The 24,004-nt window shown below is 74.4% G+C and carries 24 protein-coding genes; 2 read left to right on the top strand and 22 right to left on the bottom strand.

Annotation, left to right across the window (positions count from 1 at the left end; genetic code table 11):
- From ACYVKY_RS12975 to pyrR, 16 genes are all read right to left on the bottom strand, one after another.
- Window positions 1–275 (bottom strand): primosomal protein N' family DNA-binding protein (locus ACYVKY_RS12975; RefSeq protein WP_460435409.1); only part of this gene is annotated, 275 nt, incomplete at its 3' end.
- An 87-nt stretch (window positions 276–362) separates the two neighbouring features.
- Complete coding sequence (gene metK, locus ACYVKY_RS12970) at window positions 363–1,565, bottom strand: methionine adenosyltransferase (protein ID WP_460435408.1); 1,203 nt, start codon at window positions 1,563–1,565, stop codon at window positions 363–365.
- Window positions 1,566–1,659: 94 nt separating this feature from the next.
- On the bottom strand, window positions 1,660–2,910 hold the full coding sequence (gene coaBC, locus ACYVKY_RS12965) for a bifunctional phosphopantothenoylcysteine decarboxylase/phosphopantothenate synthase (RefSeq protein WP_460435407.1): 1,251 nt from the start codon (window positions 2,908–2,910) through the stop codon (window positions 1,660–1,662).
- A 26-nt stretch (window positions 2,911–2,936) separates the two neighbouring features.
- Entirely contained in the window at window positions 2,937–3,218 is a 282-nt protein-coding gene (gene rpoZ, locus ACYVKY_RS12960; protein ID WP_460435406.1) for a DNA-directed RNA polymerase subunit omega, read from the bottom strand.
- A 49-nt stretch (window positions 3,219–3,267) separates the two neighbouring features.
- Window positions 3,268–3,837 carry a guanylate kinase gene (gene gmk / locus ACYVKY_RS12955; protein ID WP_460435405.1) on the bottom strand — a complete coding sequence of 190 codons (570 nt, stop codon included), beginning with the start codon at window positions 3,835–3,837 and terminating at the stop codon, window positions 3,268–3,270.
- Window positions 3,838–3,871: 34 nt separating this feature from the next.
- The gene (gene mihF / locus ACYVKY_RS12950) at window positions 3,872–4,186 is read right to left on the bottom strand and encodes an integration host factor, actinobacterial type (protein WP_460435404.1); all 315 of its coding nucleotides are present in this window, start codon (window positions 4,184–4,186) and stop codon (window positions 3,872–3,874) included.
- Between the two features lie 114 nt (window positions 4,187–4,300).
- Window positions 4,301–5,698, bottom strand: a complete 1,398-nt coding sequence (locus ACYVKY_RS12945; RefSeq protein ID WP_460435403.1) for a M15 family metallopeptidase — start codon at window positions 5,696–5,698, stop codon at window positions 4,301–4,303.
- A gap of 64 nt (window positions 5,699–5,762) precedes the next feature.
- A complete protein-coding gene (pyrF, locus tag ACYVKY_RS12940; RefSeq protein WP_460435402.1) occupies window positions 5,763–6,629 on the bottom strand; it encodes an orotidine 5'-phosphate decarboxylase in 867 nt (288 codons plus the stop codon).
- A complete protein-coding gene (locus ACYVKY_RS12935; RefSeq protein WP_460435412.1) occupies window positions 6,626–7,600 on the bottom strand; it encodes a dihydroorotate dehydrogenase in 975 nt (324 codons plus the stop codon). Before ACYVKY_RS12935 ends, pyrF begins: the two co-directional genes overlap by 4 nt.
- Complete coding sequence (locus tag ACYVKY_RS12930) at window positions 7,600–8,493, bottom strand: dihydroorotate dehydrogenase electron transfer subunit (protein ID WP_460435401.1); 894 nt, start codon at window positions 8,491–8,493, stop codon at window positions 7,600–7,602. Before ACYVKY_RS12930 ends, ACYVKY_RS12935 begins: the two co-directional genes overlap by 1 nt.
- Window positions 8,490–11,834, bottom strand: a complete 3,345-nt coding sequence (gene carB, locus ACYVKY_RS12925; RefSeq protein ID WP_460435400.1) for a carbamoyl phosphate synthase large subunit — start codon at window positions 11,832–11,834, stop codon at window positions 8,490–8,492. The genes ACYVKY_RS12930 and carB overlap by 4 nt, the downstream gene beginning before the upstream one ends.
- The gene (gene carA, locus ACYVKY_RS12920) at window positions 11,834–12,979 is read right to left on the bottom strand and encodes a carbamoyl-phosphate synthase small subunit (protein WP_460435399.1); all 1,146 of its coding nucleotides are present in this window, start codon (window positions 12,977–12,979) and stop codon (window positions 11,834–11,836) included. The genes carB and carA overlap by 1 nt, the downstream gene beginning before the upstream one ends.
- Window positions 12,972–13,493 carry a PH-like domain-containing protein gene (locus ACYVKY_RS12915; RefSeq protein WP_460435398.1) on the bottom strand — a complete coding sequence of 174 codons (522 nt, stop codon included), beginning with the start codon at window positions 13,491–13,493 and terminating at the stop codon, window positions 12,972–12,974. The genes carA and ACYVKY_RS12915 overlap by 8 nt, the downstream gene beginning before the upstream one ends.
- Window positions 13,490–14,827, bottom strand: a complete 1,338-nt coding sequence (locus ACYVKY_RS12910; protein ID WP_460435397.1) for a dihydroorotase — start codon at window positions 14,825–14,827, stop codon at window positions 13,490–13,492. Before ACYVKY_RS12910 ends, ACYVKY_RS12915 begins: the two co-directional genes overlap by 4 nt.
- A complete protein-coding gene (locus tag ACYVKY_RS12905; RefSeq protein ID WP_460435396.1) occupies window positions 14,824–15,798 on the bottom strand; it encodes an aspartate/ornithine carbamoyltransferase family protein in 975 nt (324 codons plus the stop codon). The genes ACYVKY_RS12910 and ACYVKY_RS12905 overlap by 4 nt, the downstream gene beginning before the upstream one ends.
- Window positions 15,795–16,376 carry a bifunctional pyr operon transcriptional regulator/uracil phosphoribosyltransferase PyrR gene (gene pyrR / locus ACYVKY_RS12900; RefSeq protein ID WP_460435395.1) on the bottom strand — a complete coding sequence of 194 codons (582 nt, stop codon included), beginning with the start codon at window positions 16,374–16,376 and terminating at the stop codon, window positions 15,795–15,797. Before pyrR ends, ACYVKY_RS12905 begins: the two co-directional genes overlap by 4 nt.
- 183 nt (window positions 16,377–16,559) lie before the next feature.
- Between pyrR and ACYVKY_RS12895 the strand changes: the two genes are divergently transcribed.
- Window positions 16,560–17,054 (top strand): transcriptional regulator, encoded by a 495-nt coding sequence (locus ACYVKY_RS12895; RefSeq protein WP_460435394.1) that lies wholly within the window; start codon window positions 16,560–16,562, stop codon window positions 17,052–17,054.
- Between the two features lie 799 nt (window positions 17,055–17,853).
- Here the strand turns inward: ACYVKY_RS12895 and nusB are convergent.
- Complete coding sequence (gene nusB, locus ACYVKY_RS12890) at window positions 17,854–18,264, bottom strand: transcription antitermination protein NusB (protein ID WP_460435393.1); 411 nt, start codon at window positions 18,262–18,264, stop codon at window positions 17,854–17,856.
- Between the two features lie 2 nt (window positions 18,265–18,266).
- Window positions 18,267–18,827, bottom strand: a complete 561-nt coding sequence (efp, locus tag ACYVKY_RS12885) for an elongation factor P (protein ID WP_460435392.1) — start codon at window positions 18,825–18,827, stop codon at window positions 18,267–18,269.
- Between the two features lie 187 nt (window positions 18,828–19,014).
- Between efp and ACYVKY_RS12880 the strand changes: the two genes are divergently transcribed.
- Complete coding sequence (locus tag ACYVKY_RS12880) at window positions 19,015–20,211, top strand: Fic family protein (protein WP_460435391.1); 1,197 nt, start codon at window positions 19,015–19,017, stop codon at window positions 20,209–20,211.
- Here ACYVKY_RS12880 and aroB read toward each other — a convergent pair.
- The 4 genes from aroB to ACYVKY_RS12860 form a co-directional block, all read right to left on the bottom strand.
- Window positions 20,190–21,269 carry a 3-dehydroquinate synthase family protein gene (aroB, locus tag ACYVKY_RS12875; protein ID WP_460435390.1) on the bottom strand — a complete coding sequence of 360 codons (1,080 nt, stop codon included), beginning with the start codon at window positions 21,267–21,269 and terminating at the stop codon, window positions 20,190–20,192. The two genes, ACYVKY_RS12880 and aroB, sit on opposite strands and share 22 nt — an antisense overlap.
- Window positions 21,266–21,799 (bottom strand): shikimate kinase, encoded by a 534-nt coding sequence (locus ACYVKY_RS12870; protein WP_460435389.1) that lies wholly within the window; start codon window positions 21,797–21,799, stop codon window positions 21,266–21,268. The genes aroB and ACYVKY_RS12870 overlap by 4 nt, the downstream gene beginning before the upstream one ends.
- Entirely contained in the window at window positions 21,796–22,983 is a 1,188-nt protein-coding gene (gene aroC, locus ACYVKY_RS12865; protein WP_460435388.1) for a chorismate synthase, read from the bottom strand. The genes ACYVKY_RS12870 and aroC overlap by 4 nt, the downstream gene beginning before the upstream one ends.
- A gap of 90 nt (window positions 22,984–23,073) precedes the next feature.
- Entirely contained in the window at window positions 23,074–24,003 is a 930-nt protein-coding gene (locus tag ACYVKY_RS12860; RefSeq protein ID WP_460435387.1) for a hypothetical protein, read from the bottom strand.
- Window position 24,004 lies beyond the last annotated feature (1 nt).

Below are 24,004 nucleotides of genomic sequence, written 5' to 3'. Positions count from 1 at the left end.
CCCTCGTGCTCGCTGCGCGCGAGCCGCTCGACGACGAAGCCGTCGACCTGCTGGCCGGCCAGCCGCACCGCGCAGCGCGCGCCGGGGACGGCGCGCTCGGCCAGGTCGGCGGGCACCGCGTAGTCGAACGGCCGGTCGAGGTGGGCGAGCGGCACCTGCAGCACGACCCGGGCGACCGGGTCGACCTCGGCCAGGGCCTTCGCCGGCTTCGGGCGGCGGCCGCGGACGGTGGAGCGCAGCAGCTCGAGCTGCTCGCCCGCACCCTCCTCGCTCACCGCCCGTCCCCGCTCACGGGCTCACCCAACCAGACGGCCCCGTCACCGCGGCGGGCGGTGACGGGGCCGGTGGGGCTGCGGCGGGGGTCAGGCCCCGACGGCCGACTTCAGCGCGTCGGCGCGGTCGGTGCGCTCCCAGGTGAAGCCCTCGAGCTCGCGGCCGAAGTGGCCGTACGCGGCGGTCGCCTTGTAGATCGGCCGCTTCAGGTCGAGGTCGGCGACGATCGCGGCGGGGCGCAGGTCGAAGACCTCCTTGATGCCCGTGGTGATCGCGGCGGGGTCGACCTTCTCGGTGCCGAAGGTCTCGACGTACAGGCCGACCGGGTGCGCCTTGCCGATCGCGTACGCGACCTGCACCTCGCAGCGGTCGGCGAGGCCGGCGGCCACGACGTTCTTGGCGACCCAGCGGGTGGCGTACGCGGCGGAGCGGTCGACCTTCGACGGGTCCTTGCCGGAGAAGGCGCCGCCGCCGTGGCGGGACATGCCGCCGTAGGTGTCGACGATGATCTTGCGGCCGGTGAGGCCGGCGTCGCCCATCGGGCCGCCGATGACGAAGTTGCCGGTCGGGTTGATGAAGGTGCGCACGTTCGAGGCGTCGAGCTCGACGGTGGCGAGCACCGGGTCGATCACGTGCTCGCGGATGTCGGGCGCGAGCAGGGTCTCGAGGTTGACGTGGGCGGCGTGCTGGGTCGACAGCACGACGGTGTCGATGCTGACCGCGCGGTCGCCGTCGTAGCCGATGGTGACCTGCGTCTTGCCGTCGGGACGCAGGTAGGGCACCACGCCCTCCTTGCGGACGGCGGTGAGCCGCTCCGAGAGGCGGTGCGCCAGCCAGATCGGCAGCGGCATCAGCTCGGGGGTGTCGGTGCACGCGTAACCGAACATGAGGCCCTGGTCGCCCGCGCCCTGCAGGTCGTAGGGGTCGGTGCCGTCCTCGACCCGGCTCTCGTACGCCTTGTCGACGCCCTGGGCGATGTCGGAGGACTGCGCGCCGATCGAGATCTCGACGCCGCAGGAGCGGCCGTCGAAGCCCTTGTCGGAGGAGTCGTAGCCGATGCCGAGCACGGTCTCGCGGACCAGGCTGGGGATGTCGGCGTACGCGTTGGTGCTCACCTCGCCGGCGACGTGGACCAGGCCGGTGGTCACCATCGTCTCGACGGCGACGCGGCTCGCGGGGTCCTGGCCGAGCAGGTCGTCGAGGATGGCGTCGGAGATCTGGTCGCAGATCTTGTCCGGGTGCCCCTCGGTGACGGACTCCGAGGTGAACAGGCGCAGGTCGGACGTGCTCACGGTGCTCCTCGCGTGATCGGTTCCCGCGGCACGCTGCGTGCACGGGGAGTCGGCGGGCCGCCCGCTCCCCGGGACGGGGGCGTGCGACGACGCGTCACTGTAGCCGCTGGACGACGGCGTCCCACACGGCGTCCGCCACCCGGTACTTGGACGCGGGGCCCACCCGGGTGGCGCCGCCGTCGGCCGTGAGCAGGGTGACGGTGTTGTCGTCGGTGCCGAACGCCTTGCCGGCGCCGACCTCGTTCACGACCAGCAGGTCGCAGCCCTTGCGGGCCAGCTTGGCGCGGGCGTGGGTGAGCACGTCGCCGTGCTCGTCGCCGGTCTCGGCGGCGAACCCCACGACGACCTGGCCGGGACGCCGGCGGTGCGCCGCCAGGTCGGCCAGCACGTCCGGGTTGCGGACGAGGGTGATCGTCGGGGCGTCGTCGGTGCCGTCCTGCTTCTTGATCTTGTGCTCAGCGACCTCGGCCGGACGGAAGTCGGCCACCGCGGCCGCCATCACCACGACGTCGGCCTCCCCGGCCAGCGCGGTGACGGCCCGCTGCAGCTCCAGGGCCGAGCCCACCCGCACGACGTCGACGCCGGCCGGGTCGGGCAGCTCGGCGTTCGCCGCCACCAGGCTGACCCGCGCGCCGCGCGCGGCCGCCGTGCGGGCCAGCGCGTACCCCTGCTTGCCGGACGAGCGGTTGCCGAGGAAGCGGACCGGGTCGAGCGGCTCCCGGGTGCCGCCCGCGCTGACCACGACGTGCCGCCCGGCGAGGTCGCCCGCCGACGACGGACCGCGGGCGGCCTCGAGCAGCGCCAGCGCGGCGGCGTGGATCTCGTCGGGCTCGGGCAGCCGCCCGGGTCCGGTGTCGGCGCCGGTGAGCCGGCCGACGGCGGGCTCGAGCACGTGCACGCCGCGCTCGCGCAGCATGGCGACGTTGGCGACCGTGGCGGGGTGCTGCCACATCTCGGTGTGCATCGCCGGGGCGAGGAGCACGGGGCAGGTGGCGGTGAGCAGCGTGTTCGTCAGCAGGTCGTCGGCCAGGCCGTGGGCGGCCTTCGCCAGCAGGTCGGCGGTGGCCGGCGCGACCACGACCAGGTCGGCCTGGCGACCGAGCCGCACGTGCGGCACCTCGTGCACGTCGTCCCAGACGTCGGTCGCGACCGGCTGGCCGGACAGCGCGGCCCAGGTGGGGGCGCCGACGAACTCGAGCGCGGCGCGGGTCGGCACGACCCGCACCCGGTGGCCGCCCTCGGTGAGCAGCCGCAGCAGCGAGGCGGCCTTGTACGCGGCGATGCCGCCCGCGACGCCGAGGACGACGTGGCGGACGGCACCGGGAGCGTGCTCGGGTGCGGTCACGGGGACCAGCTCGCGACGGTGGTCGCTCAGGCCTTGCTGGGGGCCGCGTCGGGGTCGGCCTCGCAGGTGAGGAGCCCGGCGTCGATCTCGCGCAGCGCCACCGACAGCGGCTTCTCCTGCACGTGGGTCTCGACGAGCGGGCCGACGTACTCGAGCAGGCCCTCGGACAGCTGCGAGTAGTAGGCGTTGATCTGGCGGGCGCGCTTGGCGCCGTAGATGACCAGCGCGTACTTGGAGTCGGCGACCTTGAGCAGGTCGTCGATCGGCGGGTTGGTGATGCCCTCGGGGGCGGCCTTGGTACCGGACACGCTGGGTGCTCTCCGAACTGTGGGGGTCGACGGCGCGGGCCGGGAGGGCTCAGCGCGCCGTGGGCAGTCCCATCAAGTGTACGAGATCGTCGCTCGCCTGCCGAACATCGGCGTTCACGACCGTCGTGTCGAACTCCTGCTCGGCCGCCAGCTCGACCCGGGCGGTGGTCAGCCGGCGCTCGCGCTCCTCCTCGGTCTCGGTGCCGCGGCCCACCAGCCGGCGCACCAGCTCGTCCCAGGACGGCGGGGCGAGGAACACGAACAGCGCGTCCGGCATCGAGGCCCGCACCTGGCGGGCGCCCTGCAGGTCGATCTCGAGCAGCGCCGCGGCGCCGGCCGCGAGCCGCTCCTCGACCGGGCGCCGCGGCGTGCCGTAGCGGTGCCGGCCGTGCACGACCGCCCACTCCAGCAGCTCGTCGTCGGCGACCATCCGGTCGAACTCGTCCTCGGAGACGAAGTGGTAGTGGACGCCGTCCTGCTCGCCGGGTCGGGCGGCCCGGGTGGTGGCGCTGACCGAGATCCAGACCTCGGGGTAGCGGGCGCGGACGTCGGCCGAGACCGTCCCCTTGCCGACGGCGGTGGGGCCGGCGAGGACGGTGAGGCGGGAGGGGTGGGTCACGGGGCGGGGGTCTCCGGGTGGGGGCGGCGTCGCCTCAGGCGCTGAAGCGCTCGACGAGCGCCTTGACCTGGTGCGGGCCGAGGCCCCGGACGCGGCGCGACTCGGAGATGCCGATCTCGTCCATCACCTGGCGGGCGCGCACCTTGCCGACGCCGGGCAGCGACTCGAGCAGGGCGCTGACCTTCATCTTGCCGATCGACTCCACCCGCTGGCCCTCGGCGATGGCCTCGGCCAGCGACCCCTGCGCGTACTTGAGCCGGTTCTTCAGCTCGGCCCGCTCGCGCCGCGCGGTGGCGGCCTTCTCGAGGGCCGCGGCGCGCTGCTCGGGGGTCAACGGGGGCAGGGGCACGTGCGGTCACCTCGTGGGTGTCGGCGGGGAGGGCGCACCACCCCCGGACGGCGGACCCGGCGAACCTAGCGAGTGCCGGGGCGGCCGGGCAACGGCGGGGTGCCGTCCCGGCGGTCAGCGGCCGTTGCGGGAGAAGTGCTGGTAGTCCTTGCTCGAGGTCCAGTACCCGCCCCACACCCAGCCGCGGGCCGCGAACGCGCGGACCACGACGTCGTTCGGCTGGATCATCCCGGGCGCCGTCTGGTTGCGGTTCGCGTAGGCCGCGCCCTCGATCGGGATGATGCCGCCCGAGTACACCCACGGGTTGACCAGCGGGTTGATGTCGATCGCGAGCCCGTAGGAGTGCTGGCTGATCGTCGAGGACCCGGGCACCGTGCGGCACAGGAACGCGCTGGTGTTGTCGTTCTGCACCAGGGCGTCGTCGCTGCCCCCGTACAGGTCCGAGGTGTACATCTTGTGGATCGGGAAGTTCGCCCGGTACAGGTCCTCGAACGCGGCCGCCACGGCCTGGGCCTCGGCGGCGGCGACCACGATCGTGCCCTGCCGCGGCTCGCGGTCGTAGCCCCAGAACGACACGCTCACCGCGCGCAGCCCGGACGGGGCGACGGGGCAGCCGGGGCGCCACGACTCCCCCAGGTCGGCGGCGGTGACCGTCGACACCGACACCCGCCACGGCTCGTACCCGCCGCGTCGCACCGCGATCGTCTCGCGCCCGTCGCCGTCCCAGTCGCCGACGAAGGCGCGGTCGAGCACCCCGCCGAAGCGCATCAGCAGGTGGGTGGTCGGCGGGTTCAGGCTGTTGGTGGCGTGGTACTCCGTGCCGCGCCGCACGCCGATGGTGTCGCGACCGTCGCCGTTCCAGTCGCCGACGAGCGGCACGTCGGCCGGGCCGCCGTACGGGACGACGTCGCTCACCCAGCTGCCGAGCGCGCGCTGCAGGTGGAAGTCGGCGACCCGGCGCACGCCGAAGGTGTCGCGGCCGTCGCCGTTCCAGTCGCCCACCAGGAACTCGTCGGTCGCCCCGGCGTACACCTCGACCCGCTCGGTCGGGCTGCCGTCCATCCGGTTCTTCAGGTGCAGGACGTTGCCGCGGCGGATCGCGAGGCCGTCGCGGCCGTCGCCGTCCCAGTCGCCGACCAGCACCTGGTCGTCGGCACCTCCCCACGTGAACACCCGCGAGGTGGCCGGGAAGACCCTGTTGTTGACGTGCACCTCGTTGCCGCGCCGGATCGAGACGGTGTCGACGCCGTCGCCGTCCCAGTCGCCGACCAGCGGCTCGTCCCAGGGGAAGCCGTACGAGACGGAGCGGCTGGCCTGCCCGGCCCAGCCGTCGGACTCGTAGAGCACCGCCCCGGTGCTCGCCTCGGCGGCCGGCAGGGGCTGCGCCAGCGGTGCGACCAGCAGGGGCGAGGCGAGCAGGCCGACGGCCAGCAGGCGGAGCGGACGACGACGCGGGCTGCGGTGGCGGGAGATGGCGGAGCTCCGTCCTGTGCGGGTGCGCCGACCGTACACCCGGCAGACGACGGCGAACCGGTGCGATCGGGACGTCGCGGGGTGCGCGCCCGCGCACCGCTCGTCAGCCCAGGGAGGCCGCGCACTCCTGCGCGGCGCGGTGGGCGGCCGAGCGCAGCGCGGCGACGTCGGGACCGGCCTGCAGCACCTCGCGCGAGGACGACGGCAGCACCTGCGCGCGGGCGCTGCCGAACACGTCGGCCAGACCGGCGGCCGTGCCGCCCTGCGCGCCGAGGCCGGGCGCCAGCAGCGGGGCGCGCGAGCCCACCAGGTCGATGCCGAGGGCCTCGACCGCGGGTCCGACCGTGGCGCCGACGACGAGGCCCACCGAGCCGAGACCGCCGTCGTACCGGTCGTTCTCGACCCCCACCTGGTCGACCACGCTCGCCGCGACCGCACGCCCGTCGGTCGTGGTGGCGTGCTGCACCTGCGGTCCCTCCGGGTTGGAGGTGAGGCCGAGGACGAAGACGCCGCGGCCGGTGAGGTGGGCGAGGTCGAGCAGCGGACGCAGCGACCCGAAGCCCAGGTACGGCGAGACGGTCACGGCGTCGCCCGCGAGCGGCGAGGTGGCGCCGGCGTAGGCGTCGGCGTACGCCTGCATGGTCGAGCCGATGTCGCCGCGCTTGGCGTCGACGAGGGTGAGGGTGCCGGTGGTGCGCAGGTCGCCCACGACCTGCTCGAGCACCGCGACGCCGCGGGAGCCGTGCCGCTCGAAGAACGCCGACTGCGGCTTCACGACGGCGACCGTCCCGGCGAAGGCCTCGACGCAGGTGAGCGCGAACCGCTCCAGGCCCGCGGCGTCGTCGTCGAGGCCCCACGCGTGCAGCAGCCCCGGGTGCGGGTCGATGCCGACGCAGAGCGGGCCGTGCTCGTCCATGGCGGCGCGCAGCCGCGTGCCGAAGGGGACGGGTACGCCGGTGGTGCCGGTCACGGGGTGCTCCTCGGGGTGTGGGCGATGCCGACGACGTCGGCCACGCCGCCGAAACCCCTGTCGGAGAGGGCGTCGGCGAGCTCGCGGGCGATCCGGGTCGGTGCCGACGGGTCGTGGAAGACCACCGTGCCGACCTGCACGGCGCTGGCGCCGGCGGCGAGCAGCTGCAGGGCGTCGAGGCCGGTGCGCACACCGCCGATGCCGACGACCGGGACGGTGGGCAGGCGCCCCTCGCGCATCGCGGCGGTGAGCTGCCACACGACCCGGACGGCGACCGCGCGGATCGCCGGCCCGGACAGGCCGCCGGTGACGCCCGCCAGCTGGGGTCGGAGCGTGTCGGTGTCGACCACGAGACCGAGCAGGGTGTTGATCGCGCTGAGCCCGTGGGCGCCGCCCTCCAGGCAGGCGGCGGCGATCGCGACCACGTCGGTGACGTCGGGCGACAGCTTGGCCAGCACCGGCACTCCCGGGCGCGCCTTCTCGACCACCGCCGCGAGGACGTCGCGGGACGCCCCGGCGTCGCAGGCGAAGACCAGCCCGCGGTTGGCCACGTTCGGGCAGGAGATGTTCACCTCGAGGGCCGCGACGTCGTCCTCCTGCGCGAGCCGCTCGGCGAGGTCGGCGAACTCCTGCACCGAGCCGCCGGCGATCGAGACGACGGCGGTGGCACCGGCCTCGCGCAGCCACGGCAGGTCGTGCTCGCAGAACGACTCGATGCCGGGCCCCTGCAGGCCGATCGAGTTGAGCATCCCGGACGGCGTCTCGGCCATCCGCGGCGTCGGCCGTCCGGACCGCGGGTGGAGCATCACCGACTTGGTGACGACGGCGCCGATCTGCGCGACGTCCTGGAACGCGGCGAGCTCGCGCCCGGCGGCCGCGCACCCGGACGCCGTCATGACCGGGTTGCGGAGCGTCAGGCCCGCGACCGTGGTGCTCGTGTCGAGAGCGCTCGCGGTACCGAGGTTCGGGATCACGTGGCGGCTCCGGCGGCGGGGGTGGCGGGGGCGGGCACGGCCGTCGCGACCGGTGCGCCGAGGCAGTCGTCCGGGACCCGGGAGCCACCCGGGCCGATGGCGTCCCAGCGCAGGTGGGCGCCGTCGAACACGGGCCCGTCGACGCAGGAGCGGGTCATCCGGGTCGTGCCGTCGGTGCCCACCACGGGCAGCACGCAGGTCATGCAGACGCCCACGCCGCAGGCCATCGACTCCTCGACGGCGAGCCAGGTCGTCACACCGAGCCCGGACGCCACCTCGTGCACCGCGCGGAGCATCCCCATCGGCCCGCAGGCGTACGCGACGGTGGCGCCGTGCTGGTCGACGAGCCCCGGCAGCACGTCGGTGACGAGCCCGCGGGTGCCCGCCGAGCCGTCGACCGTGGTGACGGTGACCGAGTCGGCCTGGCGGGCCGCGTCGGCGTGGCCGAACAGCCTCGCCTCGTCGGCGGCGCCGGCGACCAGGTGGGCGCGCGACCCGCCCTCGCGCAGCACCTCGGCCAGCCACCCGAGCGGGGCCGAGCCGTAGCCGCCGCCGAGCAGGACGGCGTCGGCGGGGGCGTCCGGCAGCGGGAACGGGCGTCCGAGCGGCCCGACGACGTCGACGGCCGCGCCGACAGGCGTCGCGGCGAGGACGGCGGTGCCGGGGCCGTGCGCGGCCACGACCACCTCGACGGTCCCCCGCTCCGGGTCGGCGCGGTGCAGCGAGAACGCCCGCCGCAGCAGCAGCGCCGACTCCGGGCCACCGACGGCGCAGGCGACGAAGTGGCCGGGACGCGCGTCCTGCGCGACGTCCGGGGCGTCGAGCACGAGGTGCCGGTAGGCACCGGCCGGCTCGTTCACCAGGACGGTGGCCCGCACCTGGGCGGTCACGGGGCCTCCCCCGGCTCGGTGTCGTCGGCGTAGCCCCACACCGCGTGCAGCGCCCGGGCGTGGTCCTGCAACGAGGTGACGGGCGGCAGGCCCTGCCCCGTGGTGGCCTCGATGCCCTGCACCGCCGCCGCCAGCTGCTGCACGGTCGTGACGATCGGGCGGTCCATCGCCGTCGTGGCGGCCCGGATCTCGTAGCCGTCGGCGCGGGCCGAGCGGCCGGACGGGGTGTTGACCACCACGTCGACCTCGCCGGCGAGGATGCGCTGCACGATCGTCGGCTCGCCGTCCTCGCCCTGGCCGGCCGAGTGCTTGCGCACGACGCGCGACGGGATCCCGTTGCGGCGCAACGTCGCTGCGGTGCCCTCGGTCGCGAGCACGTCGAAGCCGAGGTCGACGAGCCGCTTGACCGGGAACAGCATCGCCCGCTTGTCGCGGTCGGACACCGACACGAAGACCGTCCCCGAGCCCGGCAGCCCGCCGTAGGCGGCCTGCTGGCTCTTGGCGAACGCGCGCGGGAAGTCGACGTCGATGCCCATCACCTCGCCGGTCGAGCGCATCTCGGGTCCGAGCACCGAGTCGACGACCTGGCCGCCCGGGGTGAGGAAGCGCTTGAACGGCAGCACCGCCTCCTTGACCGACACCGGCGCCTCGGCGGGCAGCGTGCCGCCGTCGCCCGAGCGCGGCAGCAGCCCCTCCGCCCGCAGCTCGGCGATGCTCGAGCCGAGCATCACCCGGGCGCAGGCCTTGGCGAGCTGGACCCCGGTGGCCTTGGACACGAACGGGACCGTGCGGGACGCGCGCGGGTTCGCCTCCAGGACGTAGAGCACCCCCGCGGCCAGGGCGAACTGGATGTTGAGCAGCCCCCGCACGCCGACGCCGCGGGCGATCGCCTCGGTCTGCTCGCGCACCCGGGCGACCTCGGCCAGGCCGAGGGTGGCGGGCGGCAGCGCGCAGCCCGAGTCGCCGGAGTGGATGCCGGCCTCCTCGATGTGCTCCATCACACCGCCGAGGTAGAGCTCCTCGCCGTCGTACAGGGCGTCGACGTCGATCTCGATGGCGTCGTCGAGGAAGCGGTCGACCAGCACCGGGTTCTCGGGGGTGATGCGGACGCCTGAGCCGGTGGCCCGCAGCAGGTACGACGCCAGCGACTCCTCGTCGTAGACGATCTCCATGCCGCGCCCACCGAGCACGTACGACGGCCGCACCAGCACCGGGTAGCCGATCTCGTCGGCGATCCGCTTCGCCTCGGCGAAGCTCGACGCGGTGCCGTGCTTGGGCGCGACCAGGCCGGCCTCGGCGAGCACCCGCCCGAACGCGCCGCGCTCCTCGGCGAGGTGGATCGCGGCGGGGCTGGTGCCGACGACCGGCACCCCGGCCTGCTCGAGCCGCCTCGCGAGCCCGAGCGGGGTCTGCCCGCCGAGCTGGACGATGACGCCGACCACCTCGCCGGAGCGCTGCTCGGCGTGCACCACCTCGAGGACGTCCTCGAGCGTGAGCGGTTCGAAGTACAGGCGGTCCGAGGTGTCGTAGTCGGTCGACACGGTCTCGGGGTTGCAGTTGACCATCACGGTCTCGAACCCCGCGTCGCGCAGCGCGAACGCCGCGTGCACGCAGGAGTAGTCGAACTCGACGCCCTGGCCGATCCGGTTCGGCCCGGAGCCGAGGATGACGACCTTGCGGCGCTCGCTCGGCGCCACCTCGTCCTCCTCGTCGTAGGACGAGTAGTGGTACGGCGTGCGCGCCTCGAACTCGGCGGCGCAGGTGTCGACGGTCTTGTAGACCGGCCGCACCCCGAGGGCGTGCCGCACGCCGCGCACGACGTCCTCGCTCATCGAGCGCAGGGCGCCGATCTGGGCGTCCGAGAAGCCGTGCCGCTTGGCGCGCCGCAGCACGTCCGCGGTCAGCTCGGGGGCCACTGCGACCTCGTCGGCGACCTCCTCGATGAGCACCAGCTGGTCGAGGAACCACGGGTCGATGCCGGTGACCTCGTGCAGCCGCTCGACGGTGGCGCCGGCCCGCAGCGCCTGCTGCACGGTCGACAGCCGGCCGTCGGTGGGCGTGCGGGCCCGCTCGAGGAGGGCGTCGAGGTCGAGGTCGGTCGGGTCGCCGTCCCAGTGGAACAGGGCGCCGGGCGACTCCAGCGAGCGCAGCGCCTTCTGCAGCGCCTCGGTGAAGCTGCGGCCCATCGCCATCGCCTCGCCGACCGACTTCATCGTCGTCGTCAGCGTGGCGTCGGCGGCCGGGAACTTCTCGAAGGCGAACCGCGGCACCTTGACGACCACGTAGTCGAGGGTCGGCTCGAACGAGGCCGGCGTCTCGGCGGTGATGTCGTTCGGGATCTCGTCGAGCGAGTACCCGACCGCGAGCCGCGCCGCGATCTTCGCGATCGGGAAACCGGTCGCCTTGGACGCCAGGGCCGACGAGCGCGAGACCCGCGGGTTCATCTCGATCACGATGACGCGCCCGTCGACCGGGTCGACCGCGAACTGGATGTTGCAGCCGCCGGTGTCGACGCCGACCTCGCGGATGACGGCGATGCCGATGTCGCGCAGGCGCTGGAACTCCCTGTCGGTCAGCGTCATCGCCGGGGCCACGGTGATCGAGTCGCCGGTGTGCACGCCCATCGGGTCGAGGTTCTCGATCGAGCAGACCACGACGACGTTGTCGTTGCGGTCGCGCATCAGCTCGAGCTCGTACTCCTTCCAGCCGAGGATCGACTCCTCGAGGAGCACCTCCGTGGTCGGGCTCGCGTGCAGGCCCGCGCCGGCGATGCGGCGCAGCTCGTCCTCGTCGTGGGCGAAGCCGGACCCGAGGCCGCCCATCGTGAACGACGGGCGGACGACGACCGGGTAGCCCAGATCGCCTGCTGCGGCGAGCACCTCGTCCATCGTGTGGCAGATGGCCGACCGCGCCGACTCGGCGCCGCAGCGCTCGACCACCCCCTTGAACTTCTCGCGGTCCTCCCCCAGCTGGATGGCCGCGACGTTGGCGCCGATCAGCTCGACGCCGTACTTCTCGAGCACACCCGCCTCGTGCAGGGCGATCGCGGTGTTGAGCGCGGTCTGCCCCCCGAGGGTCGGCAGCAGGGCGTCGGGCCGCTCCTTGGCGATGATCGACTCGACCACGTCCGGGGTGATCGGCTCGACGTAGGTGGCGTCGGCGAACCCGGGGTCGGTCATGATCGTCGCCGGGTTCGAGTTCACCAGGACGACCCGCAGGCCCTCCTCGCGCAGCACCCGGCAGGCCTGGGTGCCGGAGTAGTCGAACTCCGCGGCCTGGCCGATGACGATCGGCCCGGAGCCGATCACCAGGACGCTGGAGATGTCGTCGCGGCGCGGCATCAGGACTCCTTGCTCGTCTGCTCGCCGGCGCTCTGCATGAGGTCGACGAAGCGGTCGAAGAGGTAGGCGGCGTCGTGCGGGCCGGCCGCGGCCTCCGGGTGGTACTGCACCGAGAAGGCCGGCACGTCGAGGCACTCCAGGCCCTCGACCACGCCGTCGTTCAGGCACACGTGCGAGACCCGCGCGCGCCCGTGCGGCGTGTCGAACGGCGCACCGTCCTGCGCGCCCTCGGGCGCCCGCACGGCGAACCCGTGGTTGTGCGCGGTGACCTCGACCTTGCCGGTGGTGCGGTCGAGCACCGGCTGGTTGATGCCGCGGTGACCGTAGGTCAGCTTGTAGGTCTCGAGCCCGAGCGCCCGGCCGAGCAGCTGGTTGCCGAAGCAGATGCCGAAGAACGGCACCCGACGTCGCAGCACCTCGGCCGCCACCTCGACGACCTCGGTGGTCGCGCCGGGGTCGCCCGGCCCGTTCGACAGGAACACCCCGTCGGGCCGGACGGCGAGAACGTCGTCGACGGTCGAGGTGGCGGGCAGCACGTGCACCTCGATGCCGCGCTGCGCCATCTGCGCGGGCGTCATGCCCTTGATGCCGAGGTCGAGGGCCGCGACGGTGAACCGCTTCTCCCCCACCGCCTCGACGACGTACGGCTCGTCGGTCGACACCTCGGCCGCGAGATCGGCACCGGCCATCGCCGGCGCGTCGCGCACCACGGCGAGCAGCTCGGCCTCGGAGGCGAGCGCGTCGCCCGAGAACACGCCGACCCGCATGGCGCCCCGGTCGCGCAGGTGCCGGGTCAACGCGCGGGTGTCGATGCCGCTGATGCCCACCACGCCCTGCGCGGCGAGCTCGTCCTCGAGACCCCGACTGGCGCGCCAGCTCGACGAGCGGCGGGCGGGGTCGCGCACCACGAAGCCGGACACCCAGATGCGCGACGACTCGTCGTCCTCGTCGTTCCAACCGGTGTTGCCGACGTGCGGCGAGGTCATCACGACCACCTGGCGGTGGTACGACGGGTCGGTCAGGGTCTCCTGGTACCCGGTCATCGCGGTGCAGAAGACCGCCTCTCCGACCGTGGAACCCGTTGCCCCGTAGGCGGCTCCGTGGAACGTGCGGCCGTCCTCGAGCACCAGCACGGCGTCAGCCACGGGTGTCCTCCTTCGTCTGCGAACGGGCGTCGAGCAGGTCGCGCACCGCGGTGGCGAGGGGCTCGCGGTCCGCCTCGTACCGGGTGCGCAGGTAGGTGTCGAGCAGGTCGTCGCCCAGGCGCCAGGTGAGCACCACCAGGCCCTCCGCGTCGACGAACTTGCCGGCCGCGCCGCGGTCGCGCCGCACGTCGTCGAGGGCGTCGACCGGCACCCAGACGTCCGGCGCGCCGGTGCGCGCGACCAGCACCCCCTCCGGGTGGACGGCGACCGACGCGGCCGACCGCTCGCCCAGGCCGTGCACGACGACCCGGTCGAGCCAGTCGCCGGCCCGGGTCGAGGAGACGTAGACCGCCTCGAGCGGCCCCACGACGGCGTCGCCGAGCCGGCCGGGCGCGCCCGCCGGTGCGGCCACCGCGGCCTGGCGGCGGCTGCGCCCCCGCCACCCCCACCACATCAGGCCCCACAGCAGCGGGACGAGCAGGAGCAGCAGCAGGCCGGCCTGCGTCTGGCTCACGCGCCGACCAGCCCGGCGAGCCGATCGAGCTCGCGCTCGTCGAGGGGGTCGGCCAGGGCGCCGTCGAGCACCGTGGCGTGGCCGTGCCAGAACGTGGCCACCACGGCGCCGGGCAGCTCGCGGCCGCGGTACGGGCTGTTGCGGCCGCGGGTGGCGTGCGACGCCGGGTCGACCGTCCGCGACGCCGACGGGTCGACGAGCGTGACGTGCGCCGGGGCCCCCTGCGCGAGCGGGCGGTCGTAGCCCGCGACGCGGCCGATGGCGGCGGGCGTGCTCGAGAGCACCCGGGCCACGCCGGCCCAGTCGAGCAGGCCGGTGTCGACCATGGCGTGCTGGACCACCGACAGCGCGGTCTCCAGCCCCGTCATGCCCATCGCGGCCGCCGACCACTCGCAGTCCTTGTCCTCGACGGGGTGCGGCGCGTGGTCGGTGGCGACGACGTCGATCGTGCCGTCGGCGAGCGCCTCCCGCAGCGCCTGCACGTCCTCGGCGGTGCGCAGCGGGGGGTTGACCTTGAACACGGGGTCGTAGCCGCGCACCTCTTCGTGGGTGAGCAGCAGGTGGTGCGGGGTGACCTCGGCGGTCACCTGCACCCCGCGCGCCTTGGCCCAGCGGACGATCTCGACCGAGCCGGCCGTGGACAGGTGGCAGACGTGCAGGCGCGCGCCGACGTGGCCGGCGAGCAGCACGTCGCGGGCGATCACCGCCTCCTCGGCGACGGCCGGCCAGCCCGCCAGGCCGAGGACCCCGCTGAGCGTCCCCTCGTGCATCTGGGCGCCGGCGGTGAGCCGGGGCTCCTGCGCGTGCTGGGCGACGACCCCGTCGAACGCCTTGACGTACTCGAGCGCGCGGCGCATGAGCACGGCGTCGTCGACGCAGTGGCCGTCGTCGCTGAACACCCGCACGCCCGCGGCGGAGTCGGCCATCGCGCCGAGCTCGGCGAGCCGCTCGCCCTGCAGGCCCACCGAGACGGCGCCGACGGGACGCACGTCGCAGCGACCGGCGCGGCGGCCGAGCCGCCAGACCTGCTCGACGACGCCGGCGGTGTCGGCGACGGGGTCGGTGTTGGCCATCGCGTGGACGGACGTGAACCCACCGAGCGCCGCTGCGGCAGAACCGGTCTCGACCGTCTCGGCGTCCTCGCGACCGGGCTCGCGCAGGTGCGTGTGCAGGTCGACCAGGCCGGGCAGGGCGACGAGCCCGTCGGCGTCGACGACCTGCGCGCCGTCGGCCGACAGGCCGGTGCCCGCCTCGGCCACGACGCCGTCGCGCAGCAGCAGGTCGGTCGGGTCGCCGCCGAGCGGGCGGACCCCCTTCAGCAGGAACGCGGTCACGCGAGGACCTCCTCGGCGGGCTGGTCGCCCGACAGCAGCAGGAAGAGCGCGGCCATCCGCACGGCGACGCCGTTGGAGACCTGCTCGACGATGGTGGAGCGGGCGCCGTCGGCCGCCTCCGCGGTGATCTCCAGGCCGCGGTTCATCGGCCCGGGGTGCATGACGATGGCGTGGTCCGGCATCAGGTCCATCCGCCGGGTGTCGAGGCCGTAGCGGCGCGAGTACTCGCGCGCGGACGGGAAGAACCCGCCGCCCTGCGCGGTCATCCGCTCGCGCTGGACGCGCAGCATCATCACGGCGTCGACGCCGTCGCCGTCGCTCAGCGCGGAGTCGAGGTCGTACGACACCCGGCACGGCCAGGTCTCGACCCCGACCGGCAGCAGCGTCGGCGGCGCGACCAGGGTGACCTCGGCTCCGAGCGTGTGCAGCAGCAGCACGTTCGAGCGCGCCACCCGGCTGTGCAGCACGTCGCCGACGATCGCGACGGCCTTGCCCTTGAGGTCGGCGCCCGCGGGGTCGTCGACGAGGCGCCGGCGCATCGTGAAGGCGTCCAGCAGCGCCTGGGTGGGGTGCTCGTGCGTGCCGTCGCCGGCGTTGAGGACGCTGCCGCGCACCCAGCCCGAGTGCGCGAGCCGGTGCGGCGCGCCGGACGAGCCGTGCCGGACGACGACCGCGTCGGCACCCATCGCCTCGAGGGTGAGCGCGGTGTCCTTGAGGCTCTCGCCCTTGGAGACCGACGAGCCCTTCGCCGAGAAGTTGATGACGTCGGCCGAGAGCCGCTTGGCGGCGGCCTCGAAGGAGATGCGCGTGCGGGTGGAGTCCTCGAAGAACAGGTTCACGACCGTGAGGCCGCGCAGCGTCGGCAGCTTCTTGATCGCCCGCTGCTGGGTCGCCGCCATCTGCTCGGCCACGTCGAGCAGCCGGACGGCGTCGTCGCGGGTCAGGTCGGCCGCGGAGAGCAGGTGCCTCACGCCGTCGCCTCCTCGGTCGCGGTGGCGGCGTCGTCGCCGCCCTCGATGACGACGGCGTCCTCGCCGTCGATCTCGGTCAGCCGCACCGTCACCCGCTCGCGGGTGGAGGTGGGCAGGTTCTTGCCGACGTGGTCGGCACGGATCGGCAGCTCGCGGTGCCCGCGGTCGACCAGGACGGCGAGCCGCACGGCGCGGGGGCGGCCGAGGTCGGACAGCGCGTCGAGCGCGGCGCGGATGGTGCGGCCGGAGTAGAGCACGTCGTCGACGAGCACCACGACCTTGTCGTCGACGCCGCCGTCGGGCAGCTCGGTGGCCTCGAGGGTGCGGGTGGGGTTCCGGCGCAGGTCGTCGCGGTGCATCGTGACGTCGAGCGCGCCGGCCTGCAGGGCGGTGCCGGGCTCGACCTGCGCGACCACGGCGGCCAGCCGCCGGGCGAGGGGGACGCCCCGGGTGCGGATGCCCAGCAGGACGAGGTCGTCGGCGCCCTTGTTGCGCTCGAGGATCTCGTGGGCGATGCGGGTGAGGACCCGGGAGATGTCGTCGGCCACCAGGACCGAGCGCGCGCGTGCGGACGCCATCAGGCGACTCCTTCCCCGCCTCGCAGGACGGAGGTTGAAGGACTCGTTGCGGGTCCGACCCTACCCGACCGGCTCGGGTGGCCCGATCCCGGGACGTGGTGACGCTCGGTGTGCCACGCTTGACCTTCCGGTCACTGTGCGTGATCGTTGTCGCACGTTCCGGGACGCAGAGTGAGGACCACCATGAGCGAGTACGCCAAGGCACTCGGCGCGCAGCTGCGCGCGGTGCGCACGACCGCGGGCCTGTCGCTGCAGGGCGTGGAGCAGCGATCCACGGGTCGCTGGAAGGCGGTGGTGGTGGGCTCGTACGAGCGCGGCGACCGCGCCATCACCGTGCAGCGCCTCGCCGAGCTGGCCGAGTTCTACGAGGTGCCGGTCGCCTCGCTGCTGCCCGAGACCTCGCCGAGCGAGGCCGCTGCCGCTCCCCCGCGCCTGGTGCTCGACCTCGACCGGCTGGCCCAGGCGCCGCCGGAGGCCGCCCAGCCGCTCGAGCGCTACGCCCAGACGATCCTGGAGCAGCGCGGCGAGTCCGGGGCCTCCAGCCTGTCGATCCGCGCCGAGGACCTGCGCACCCTCGCGGTCATCTACGACGTCACGCCGGTCGCGCTGGTCGAGCAGCTCGTCGGCTGGAGCGTCCTCAACCCCGACGCCCGCCGCGCCGTCGCGCCCGCCGACTGACCCCCGCGCCGCGCCGGATGTGCAGGACCGGGGCGAGCAGCCGCCGCTGACGCCCCTGTCGTGCCCACCGGGGCGTCGTCCACAGCCCGGCCCGGGGCGTCCGGTCGTCCACAGATCGCCCGGACCCCACCCGCACCGCGTTCCGCACCAGCGAGCGTGCTGCCCGTGCACCCCCGCCTGGTCCTGCCCGCCCACCTGGCCGCTCGGCCGTTCACGGTCGCCGAGGGCCGTGCTGCCGGCCTGAGCACCGACGACCTGCGCAGCCCGGTGCTGCGGGTGCCACGGCGCGGCGTCCGCGTCGCGGCCGCGGCGCCACCCGGCCTCGACCTCGACTGCCGCGCGGCCGACCTGGTGCTGCCCGCGCACGCCGTGTTCGACGGCGTCACCGCAGCGGCACTGCACGACCTGCCGCTCCCCCGGCGGGTCGACCCCGTCCGTCCCCTGGTCGTCCGGGTTCCCTCGGGCGCGTCCCGGCCGCGGGTGGAGGGCGTCCGCGTCGTCGTCGGCCCGGCGCCGCCGACCGTGCAGCGGCGGCGCGGGGTGCGCGTGGTGCCGGAGGTCGACACCTGGCGGACGCTCGCGCGACGACGCCCGGCGCGACGTCGCCGAGCGCCACGGCTGGAAGGTGCTCGTCGCCGTGGCCCGCGACCTCACCCACGGCCGCACGGCACTCGTCCGCCGCGTCGAGGACGCGCTGCGCGAGCGCGGCCTGCGGTGGTGACCACCGAGTGCGCAGCAGAGGGGCGTCAGCGCCTCGATCTCGCCCCGGTCCTGTACATCCGGCAGATCCGGCGGGACCTCAGACGAGCAGGGTGGGCTTCATCCGGACGAGCCGGCCGAGCAGGCCGTTGACGAACGACGGGGAGTCGTCGGTGCTGAGCGACTTGGCGAGCTCGACGGCCTCGTCGACCGCGACGGCGTCGGGGACGTCGTCGGCCCAGAGCAGCTCGAACAGGCCGAGCCGCAGGATCGTGCGGTCGACCGCGGGCATCCGGTCGAGCGTCCACCCCTGCGAGTAGGTGCTGAGCAGCTCGTCGATGCGCTCGCGGTGCGCGACGACGCCCTCGACCAGGGTGACGGCGTACTCGGGCACGGGCGGGTCGGCGGCCGGGAGCCGCTGCGCCAGCACCTGCACCGGGTCGAGCCCGCGCTGGTCGGCCTCGAACAGCACGTCCAGCGCGCGCTTGCGGGCCTTCGACCTGGCGGCCAAGGTCAGTTCACGCGACCGAGGTAGTCGCCGGTGCGGGTGTCGACCTTGACCTTGGTGCCGGTCTCGAGGAACAGCGGCACCGCGATCTGGTAGCCGGTCTCGAGCGTCGCGGGCTTGGTGCCGCCGGTGGAGCGGTCGCCCTGCAGACCCGGCTCGGTGTAGGTGATCTCGAGGACGACCGAGGTGGGCAGCTCGACGTACAGCGGGGTGCCCTCGTGCATCGCCACGACCGCGGTCTGGTTCTCGAGCATGAAGTTGGCGGCGTCGCCGACCGTCGCGGCGCTGATGTGCTGGAAGTCGTACGTGGACGAGTCCATGAACACGAAGTCGTCGCCCTCCTTGTAGGAGAACGTCATGTCGCGCTTGTCGACGTTGGCCGTCTCGACCTTGGTGCCCGCGTTGAAGGTCTTGTCGACGACCTTGCCGCTCAGCACGGCCTTGAGCTTGGTGCGCACGAACGCCGGGCCCTTGCCGGGCTTGACGTGCTGGAACTCGACCACCGACCAGAGCTGGTTGTCGAGGTTGAGCACCATGCCGTTCTTCAGGTCGTTCGTGGAGGCCACTGCGCGCGTCGCTTTCGTCGGGTGGGCACGGCGGTGCCCGCAGAGTCGTCGGGGTTCGCGGGCGATCGTACCGTCGGGGGTCACGGGGCACCGAATCGCGCACGTGAGAAGACCCCACCCACCTCCCATCAGGTAGACCTCTTGCTGATAACATGATGGCATCGTGTTCTCAGCAGGAGGAGCACCCGTGGCGTCCTGGCCGGTGGTGACCACCGAGTCCGTCCCGTGGGCCCCGGGCGAGGCCTGGGAGGCCGCGTCCCGCCGTCTGCGGCTCCGTCACAGAGGCCCGTACCGCGGCGCGGTCGTCCCGCCGATCGCGGACGTCGAGCTGGCGCTCCCCGGGGCCGCGATGGCCGTGGTCGAGGAGGCGGTCGTCGAGATCACGCGCTTCGACGAGCACCTCGGTGCCGACGTCGCACCGTTCTCCGCCCTCCTGCTGCGGTCCGAGGCGGCCGCCAGCTCCCAGATCGAGCACCTGACCGCGTCCGCCCGTGCGGTCGCCGAGGCGGAGGTGGGCGTCCGCGACCGGACGAACGCCTCGCTCGTCGTGGCGAACGCACGTGCCATGGACGCCGCGATCGCTCTCGCCGACGAGGTGTCGTCGGGCACGCTGCTGGCGATGCACGAGGCGCTCCTGGGCGAGTCCGCCCCGCGGATCGCGGGCCGCTGGCGCACCCAGCCGGTGTGGATCGGTGGCACGTCGATCGGCCCGCACGAGGCGGCCTACGTGGGGCCGCGGCACGAGGAGGTGCCGGCCCTGGTCGACGACCTGGTCCGCTTCTCCCGTCGCACCGACCTCCCCGCCCTGCCGCTGATCGCGGTGGCCCACGCGCAGTTCGAGACCATCCACCCGTTCCCCGACGGCAACGGACGCACCGGGCGGGCGCTCGTGCACTCCCTGTTGCGGCACAAGGGCCTGACGGTGAACGTCACCGTGCCGGTGTCAGCAGGCCTGCTCGCCGACACCCGCGGCTACTTCGCCGCGCTGGAGGCCTACCGCGACGGCGACGTCGAGCAGATCGTCCTGCGCGTGGCCGAGGCGGCGCTGGAGTCGCTCGCCAACGGGCGCGTGCTCGTGGCCGACCTGCGCTCGGTGCGCGCCGGGTGGGACGAGCGCGTCCGCGCCCGGCGGACGTCGGCCGTCTGGCAGGTGGCCGCGCTCGCACTGCGCCAGCCGGTGCTCACGGCACCGACGACCGCCGAGGCGCTCGGGATCGCCCCGTCGAACGTCTACCGGTACCTCGACCTGCTGGTCGAGGCGCAGGTGCTGGTCGAGTCGACCGACCGGCGGCGCAACCGGATCTGGCGCGCGCCGGAGGTGCTGTCGGCGCTCGACGGCTTCGCCGGCCGCGTCGGGCGTCGTTACCGGGAGACCTCGGCGTAGGCGGCCTGCAGCAGGGCCGGGTCGGGGCCCTCGAGGCGACCGGGGCGGGCGAGGTCGTCGAGCACGACGAAGCGCAGCAGGTCGCCGCGGGTCTTCTTGTCGCGCCGCATGCCGTCGAGCAGCTGCGGCCAGCGGTCGCCGCGGTAGGTCAGCGGCAGCCCCAGCGAGCCGAGCACGGAGCGGTGCCGGTCGGCGACGGGCTCCGGCAGGCGCCCGGCCAGCCGCGACAGCTCGGCGGCGAACACCATGCCGACGCTGACCGCGGCGCCGTGCCTCCACTGGTAGCGCTCGACCAGCTCGATGGCGTGCCCCAGAGTGTGCCCGTAGTTGAGCACCTCGCGCAGCCCCGACTCCTTGAGGTCCTGACCGACGACGTCGGCCTTGACCCGCACCGACCGCTCGACCAGCTCGCGCACCACGGTGGACGCCGGGTCGGCCACCGCCTCGGGGTCGGCCTCGACCAGGTCGAGGATCACCGGGTCGGCCACGAACCCGCACTTCACCACCTCGGCCATGCCGGCCAGCAGGTCGTGGCGCGGCAGCGTCGCCAGCGTCCCGAGGTCGCAGAGCACGCCGGCCGGCGGGTGGAACGACCCGACCAGGTTCTTGCCCTCGGCGGTGTTGATCCCGGTCTTGCCGCCGACCGCGGCGTCGACCATCCCGAGCAGGGTCGTGGGGACGTGGACGACCCGCACGCCGCGCAGCCAGGTGGCGGCGACGAAGCCGGCCAGGTCGGTGACCGCTCCCCCGCCGACGGCGACGACGGCGTCGGACCGCGTGAAGCCGGCCTGCCCGAGCACCTGCCAGAGGAAGGCGGCGACGGTGACGTGCTTGGCCTCCTCGGCGTCCGGCACCTCGGCGAGGAACGCCTCGAACCCGCTGTCGGACAGGTCCTCCCGGACGGCCTCGCCCGTGGCGGCGAGCGCCTTGGGGTGCACGACCAGCACGCGCTGCACGCCGTCGCCCAGCAGGCCGGGCAGCTCGCCGAGGAGGCCCGTGCCCACCACGACGTCGTACGGCTGGTCGCCGCCGACCGTGATGCGTGTGGGGTCGCTCACGACGGTCCTCCGGTCAGCAGCGCGTCGACGCGGTCAGCCACCTCGTCGGGCGTGAGCCCGTCGGTGAGCACCGTGTGGGTGGCCAGCGCCTCGTAGGTGCCACGGCGCTGGTTCATCAGCGAGATCCACTGCGCCCGTGGGTTGCCGATCAGCAGCGGACGGCTGACGTTCAGCCCGACCCGCCGCGAGGCGTCGGCGACGCCGACGTCGAGGAACACGACCGCGGTGCCCTCGTCGGCCGCCTGCCGCAGGTCGGCCTGGCTGGCGGGGTCGAGCACCGACCCGCCGCCGAGCGAGACGACGCGCGGGCCCGGCTCGCCCACCGCCGCGGCGACCGCCGTGCGCTCCAGGGCGCGGAAGGCGTCCTCGCCGTCCTCGAGGAAGATGTCCGAGATCGCCTTGCCTGCAGCGGCTTCCACGCGGACGTCGGTGTCGTCGAAGGGCACCTGCCAGCGCTCGGCGAGGACCTGGCCGACGGTGCTCTTGCCCGACCCCATGGGGCCGACGAGCACCAGGCGCTGCGTGCTCACCGCATCACCTCGGGGATGGCGTCGAGGTAGGAGCGCAGGTTGCGACGCACCTCGTCGACGCTGTCGCCGCCGAGCTTCTCGACCGCGGCGTCGGCGAGGACGAGCGCGACCATCGCCTCGGCCACCACGCCCGCGGCGGGCACGGCGCACACGTCGGAACGCTGGTTGATCGCGACCGCCTTCTCGCCGGTGGCGACGTCGACGGTGTCGAGGGCGCGGGGCACGGTCGAGATCGGCTTCATCGCCGCGCGCACCCGCAGCACGCCGCCGGTGCTCATGCCGCCCTCGACCCCGCCGGCGCGGTCGGTGCGGCGGCGCAGGCCCTCCGGGCCGTGCTCGATCTCGTCGTGCGCCTGCGAGCCGCGGCGCGCGGCGGTGCGGAAGCCGTCGCCCACCTCGACGCCCTTGATCGCCTGGACGCCCATCAGCGCGCCGGCGAGACGGCTGTCGAGGCGGCGGTCCCAGTGCACGTGCGAGCCCAGGCCCGGCGGCAGCCCGTAGGCGAGCACCTCGACGACCCCACCCAGGGTGTCGCCCTCCTTCTTGCAGAGCTCGATCTCGTCGACCATGGCCGCCGACGTCGGCCCGTGGTGGCAGCGCACCGGGTCGGCGTCGAGCGCGTCGACGTCGGACGGCAGGGGCAGCGGCGCGTCGTCGGGGACGCTGACCGTCCCGATCGCCACGGTGTGGCTCACCAGCCCGACCCCGAGCGCCTGCGCGAGGAACCGCGAGGCCACCTCGCCGAGCGCGACCCTGGCCGCGGTCTCGCGCGCCGAGGCGCGCTCGAGCACCGGCCGCGCGTCGTCGAAGCCGTACTTCTGCATGCCGACCAGGTCGGCGTGACCGGGACGCGGGCGGGTGAGCGGCGCGTTGCGCGCCTGCGCGGCGAGCACCTCGGGGTCGACGGGGTCGGCCGACATCACCGTCTCCCACTTCGGCCACTCGGTGTTGGCGACCTGGACCGCCACCGGGCCGCCCTGGGTGAGGCCGTGCCGCACGCCGCCCAGCAGCGTGACCTGGTCGGCCTCGAACTTCATCCGGGCGCCGCGGCCGTAGCCGAGCCGGCGACGGGCCAGCGCCCCCTGGACGTCGTGGCTGGTGACCCCGACCCCGGCCGGGAGGCCCTCCAGCACCCCGATGAGTGCGGGGCCGTGGGACTCCCCCGCCGTGAGCCAGCGCAGCATGGCGCCGATCCTCCCACGGTGCCCGGACGCGCCGACGGGGGCGCCCACGTGGTGGGCGCCCCCGTCGGGGACGTGCGGTGCCGGCGGAGGTCAGCCGACGTGGATCAGGACGGCCTCGCCGAGGTACACCCGGTAGACCAGGCCGCCGTAGGACAGCTTGGCCATGTCGACCGTGCCGTTGGCGTCGAGGTCGACGCCGTCGAGGTAGGTGATGCCCGTGCCCTGGGCGCCGCCACCGGAGGTGATCTCCTGGCCCTCGCTGACCGGGTCGAAGTTGGCGATGACGCCGCCCGAGCTGGTGGAGAACACCGCGCTGTTGGTGGTGGCGTCGCCGGCGGCCGAGGTGAAGACGACGGTCACCGGCAGGGCGCCCACGAGGTCCTGCAGCTGCGAGGTCAGGCTGTCCAGGCGGGCCTGGAGGGCGTCGACCTGCGCCTGGTTGCTCTTCCCGCCGCCTGCGGTCTGCAGCTGCTTGATCTGGGTCTGGATGCCCGAGATCTCGTTCTGCAGCCGCTCGATCTCTGCCACCAGCGCGGCGTCGATCGCGGCCGACTCGGCGCTGCTGCCCGAACCGCCGGACGACGAGCCGCCGGACGACGAGCCGCCCGACGAGGAGCCGCCGCCCGCGGACGTGCCGCCACCGCTGCTCGACGTCTGGGTCTCCGGCGCGGTGGCGGCGGCGCCGCCGCCGCCAGGCAGCACCTGCGCCGCGAAGGGGTTCCGCGAGGCAGCGGTGACCAGGACCGGGCCCTGCTCCTGCTCGACCGCCGGCTCATCGACGAGCTCGTCGGTGCCGGTGACCGGGGCGGGAGGGGCGGCGGAGTCGTCCGCCGCCTCGTCCTGACCGCCCAGCATGAAGAAGGCGCCGGCTCCGACGGCGGCGACAGCCGCGACGCCGCCGAGGGAGTACAGCACGACTCGCGAGCGACCGCCGGAGCCCGACGACGTCACGGCGTCAGCCGGCTCGGGCTCGGCGTGGGAACCGAAGGAGGACGGGGCCCCGAAGGGACTGGTGGTCATG

It is taken from the genome of Angustibacter speluncae, assembly GCF_054777815.1.
The sequence above is the reverse complement of the archived record's forward strand: the minus strand, read 5'-3'. Positions and strand labels throughout refer to the sequence as shown.

Coding starts and splice junctions, on each gene's coding strand:
- pyrR (WP_460435395.1), bottom strand. CDS start 16,376: ATGGCGTCCGCACGCGCGCGCTCGGTCCTGGTGGCCGACGACATCTCC.
- ACYVKY_RS12895 (WP_460435394.1), top strand. CDS start 16,560: ATGAGCGAGTACGCCAAGGCACTCGGCGCGCAGCTGCGCGCGGTGCGC.
- aroC (WP_460435388.1), bottom strand. CDS start 22,983: ATGCTGCGCTGGCTCACGGCGGGGGAGTCCCACGGCCCCGCACTCATC.
- ACYVKY_RS12860 (WP_460435387.1), bottom strand. CDS start 24,003: ATGACCACCAGTCCCTTCGGGGCCCCGTCCTCCTTCGGTTCCCACGCC.
- carB (WP_460435400.1), bottom strand. CDS start 11,834: ATGCCGCGCCGCGACGACATCTCCAGCGTCCTGGTGATCGGCTCCGGG.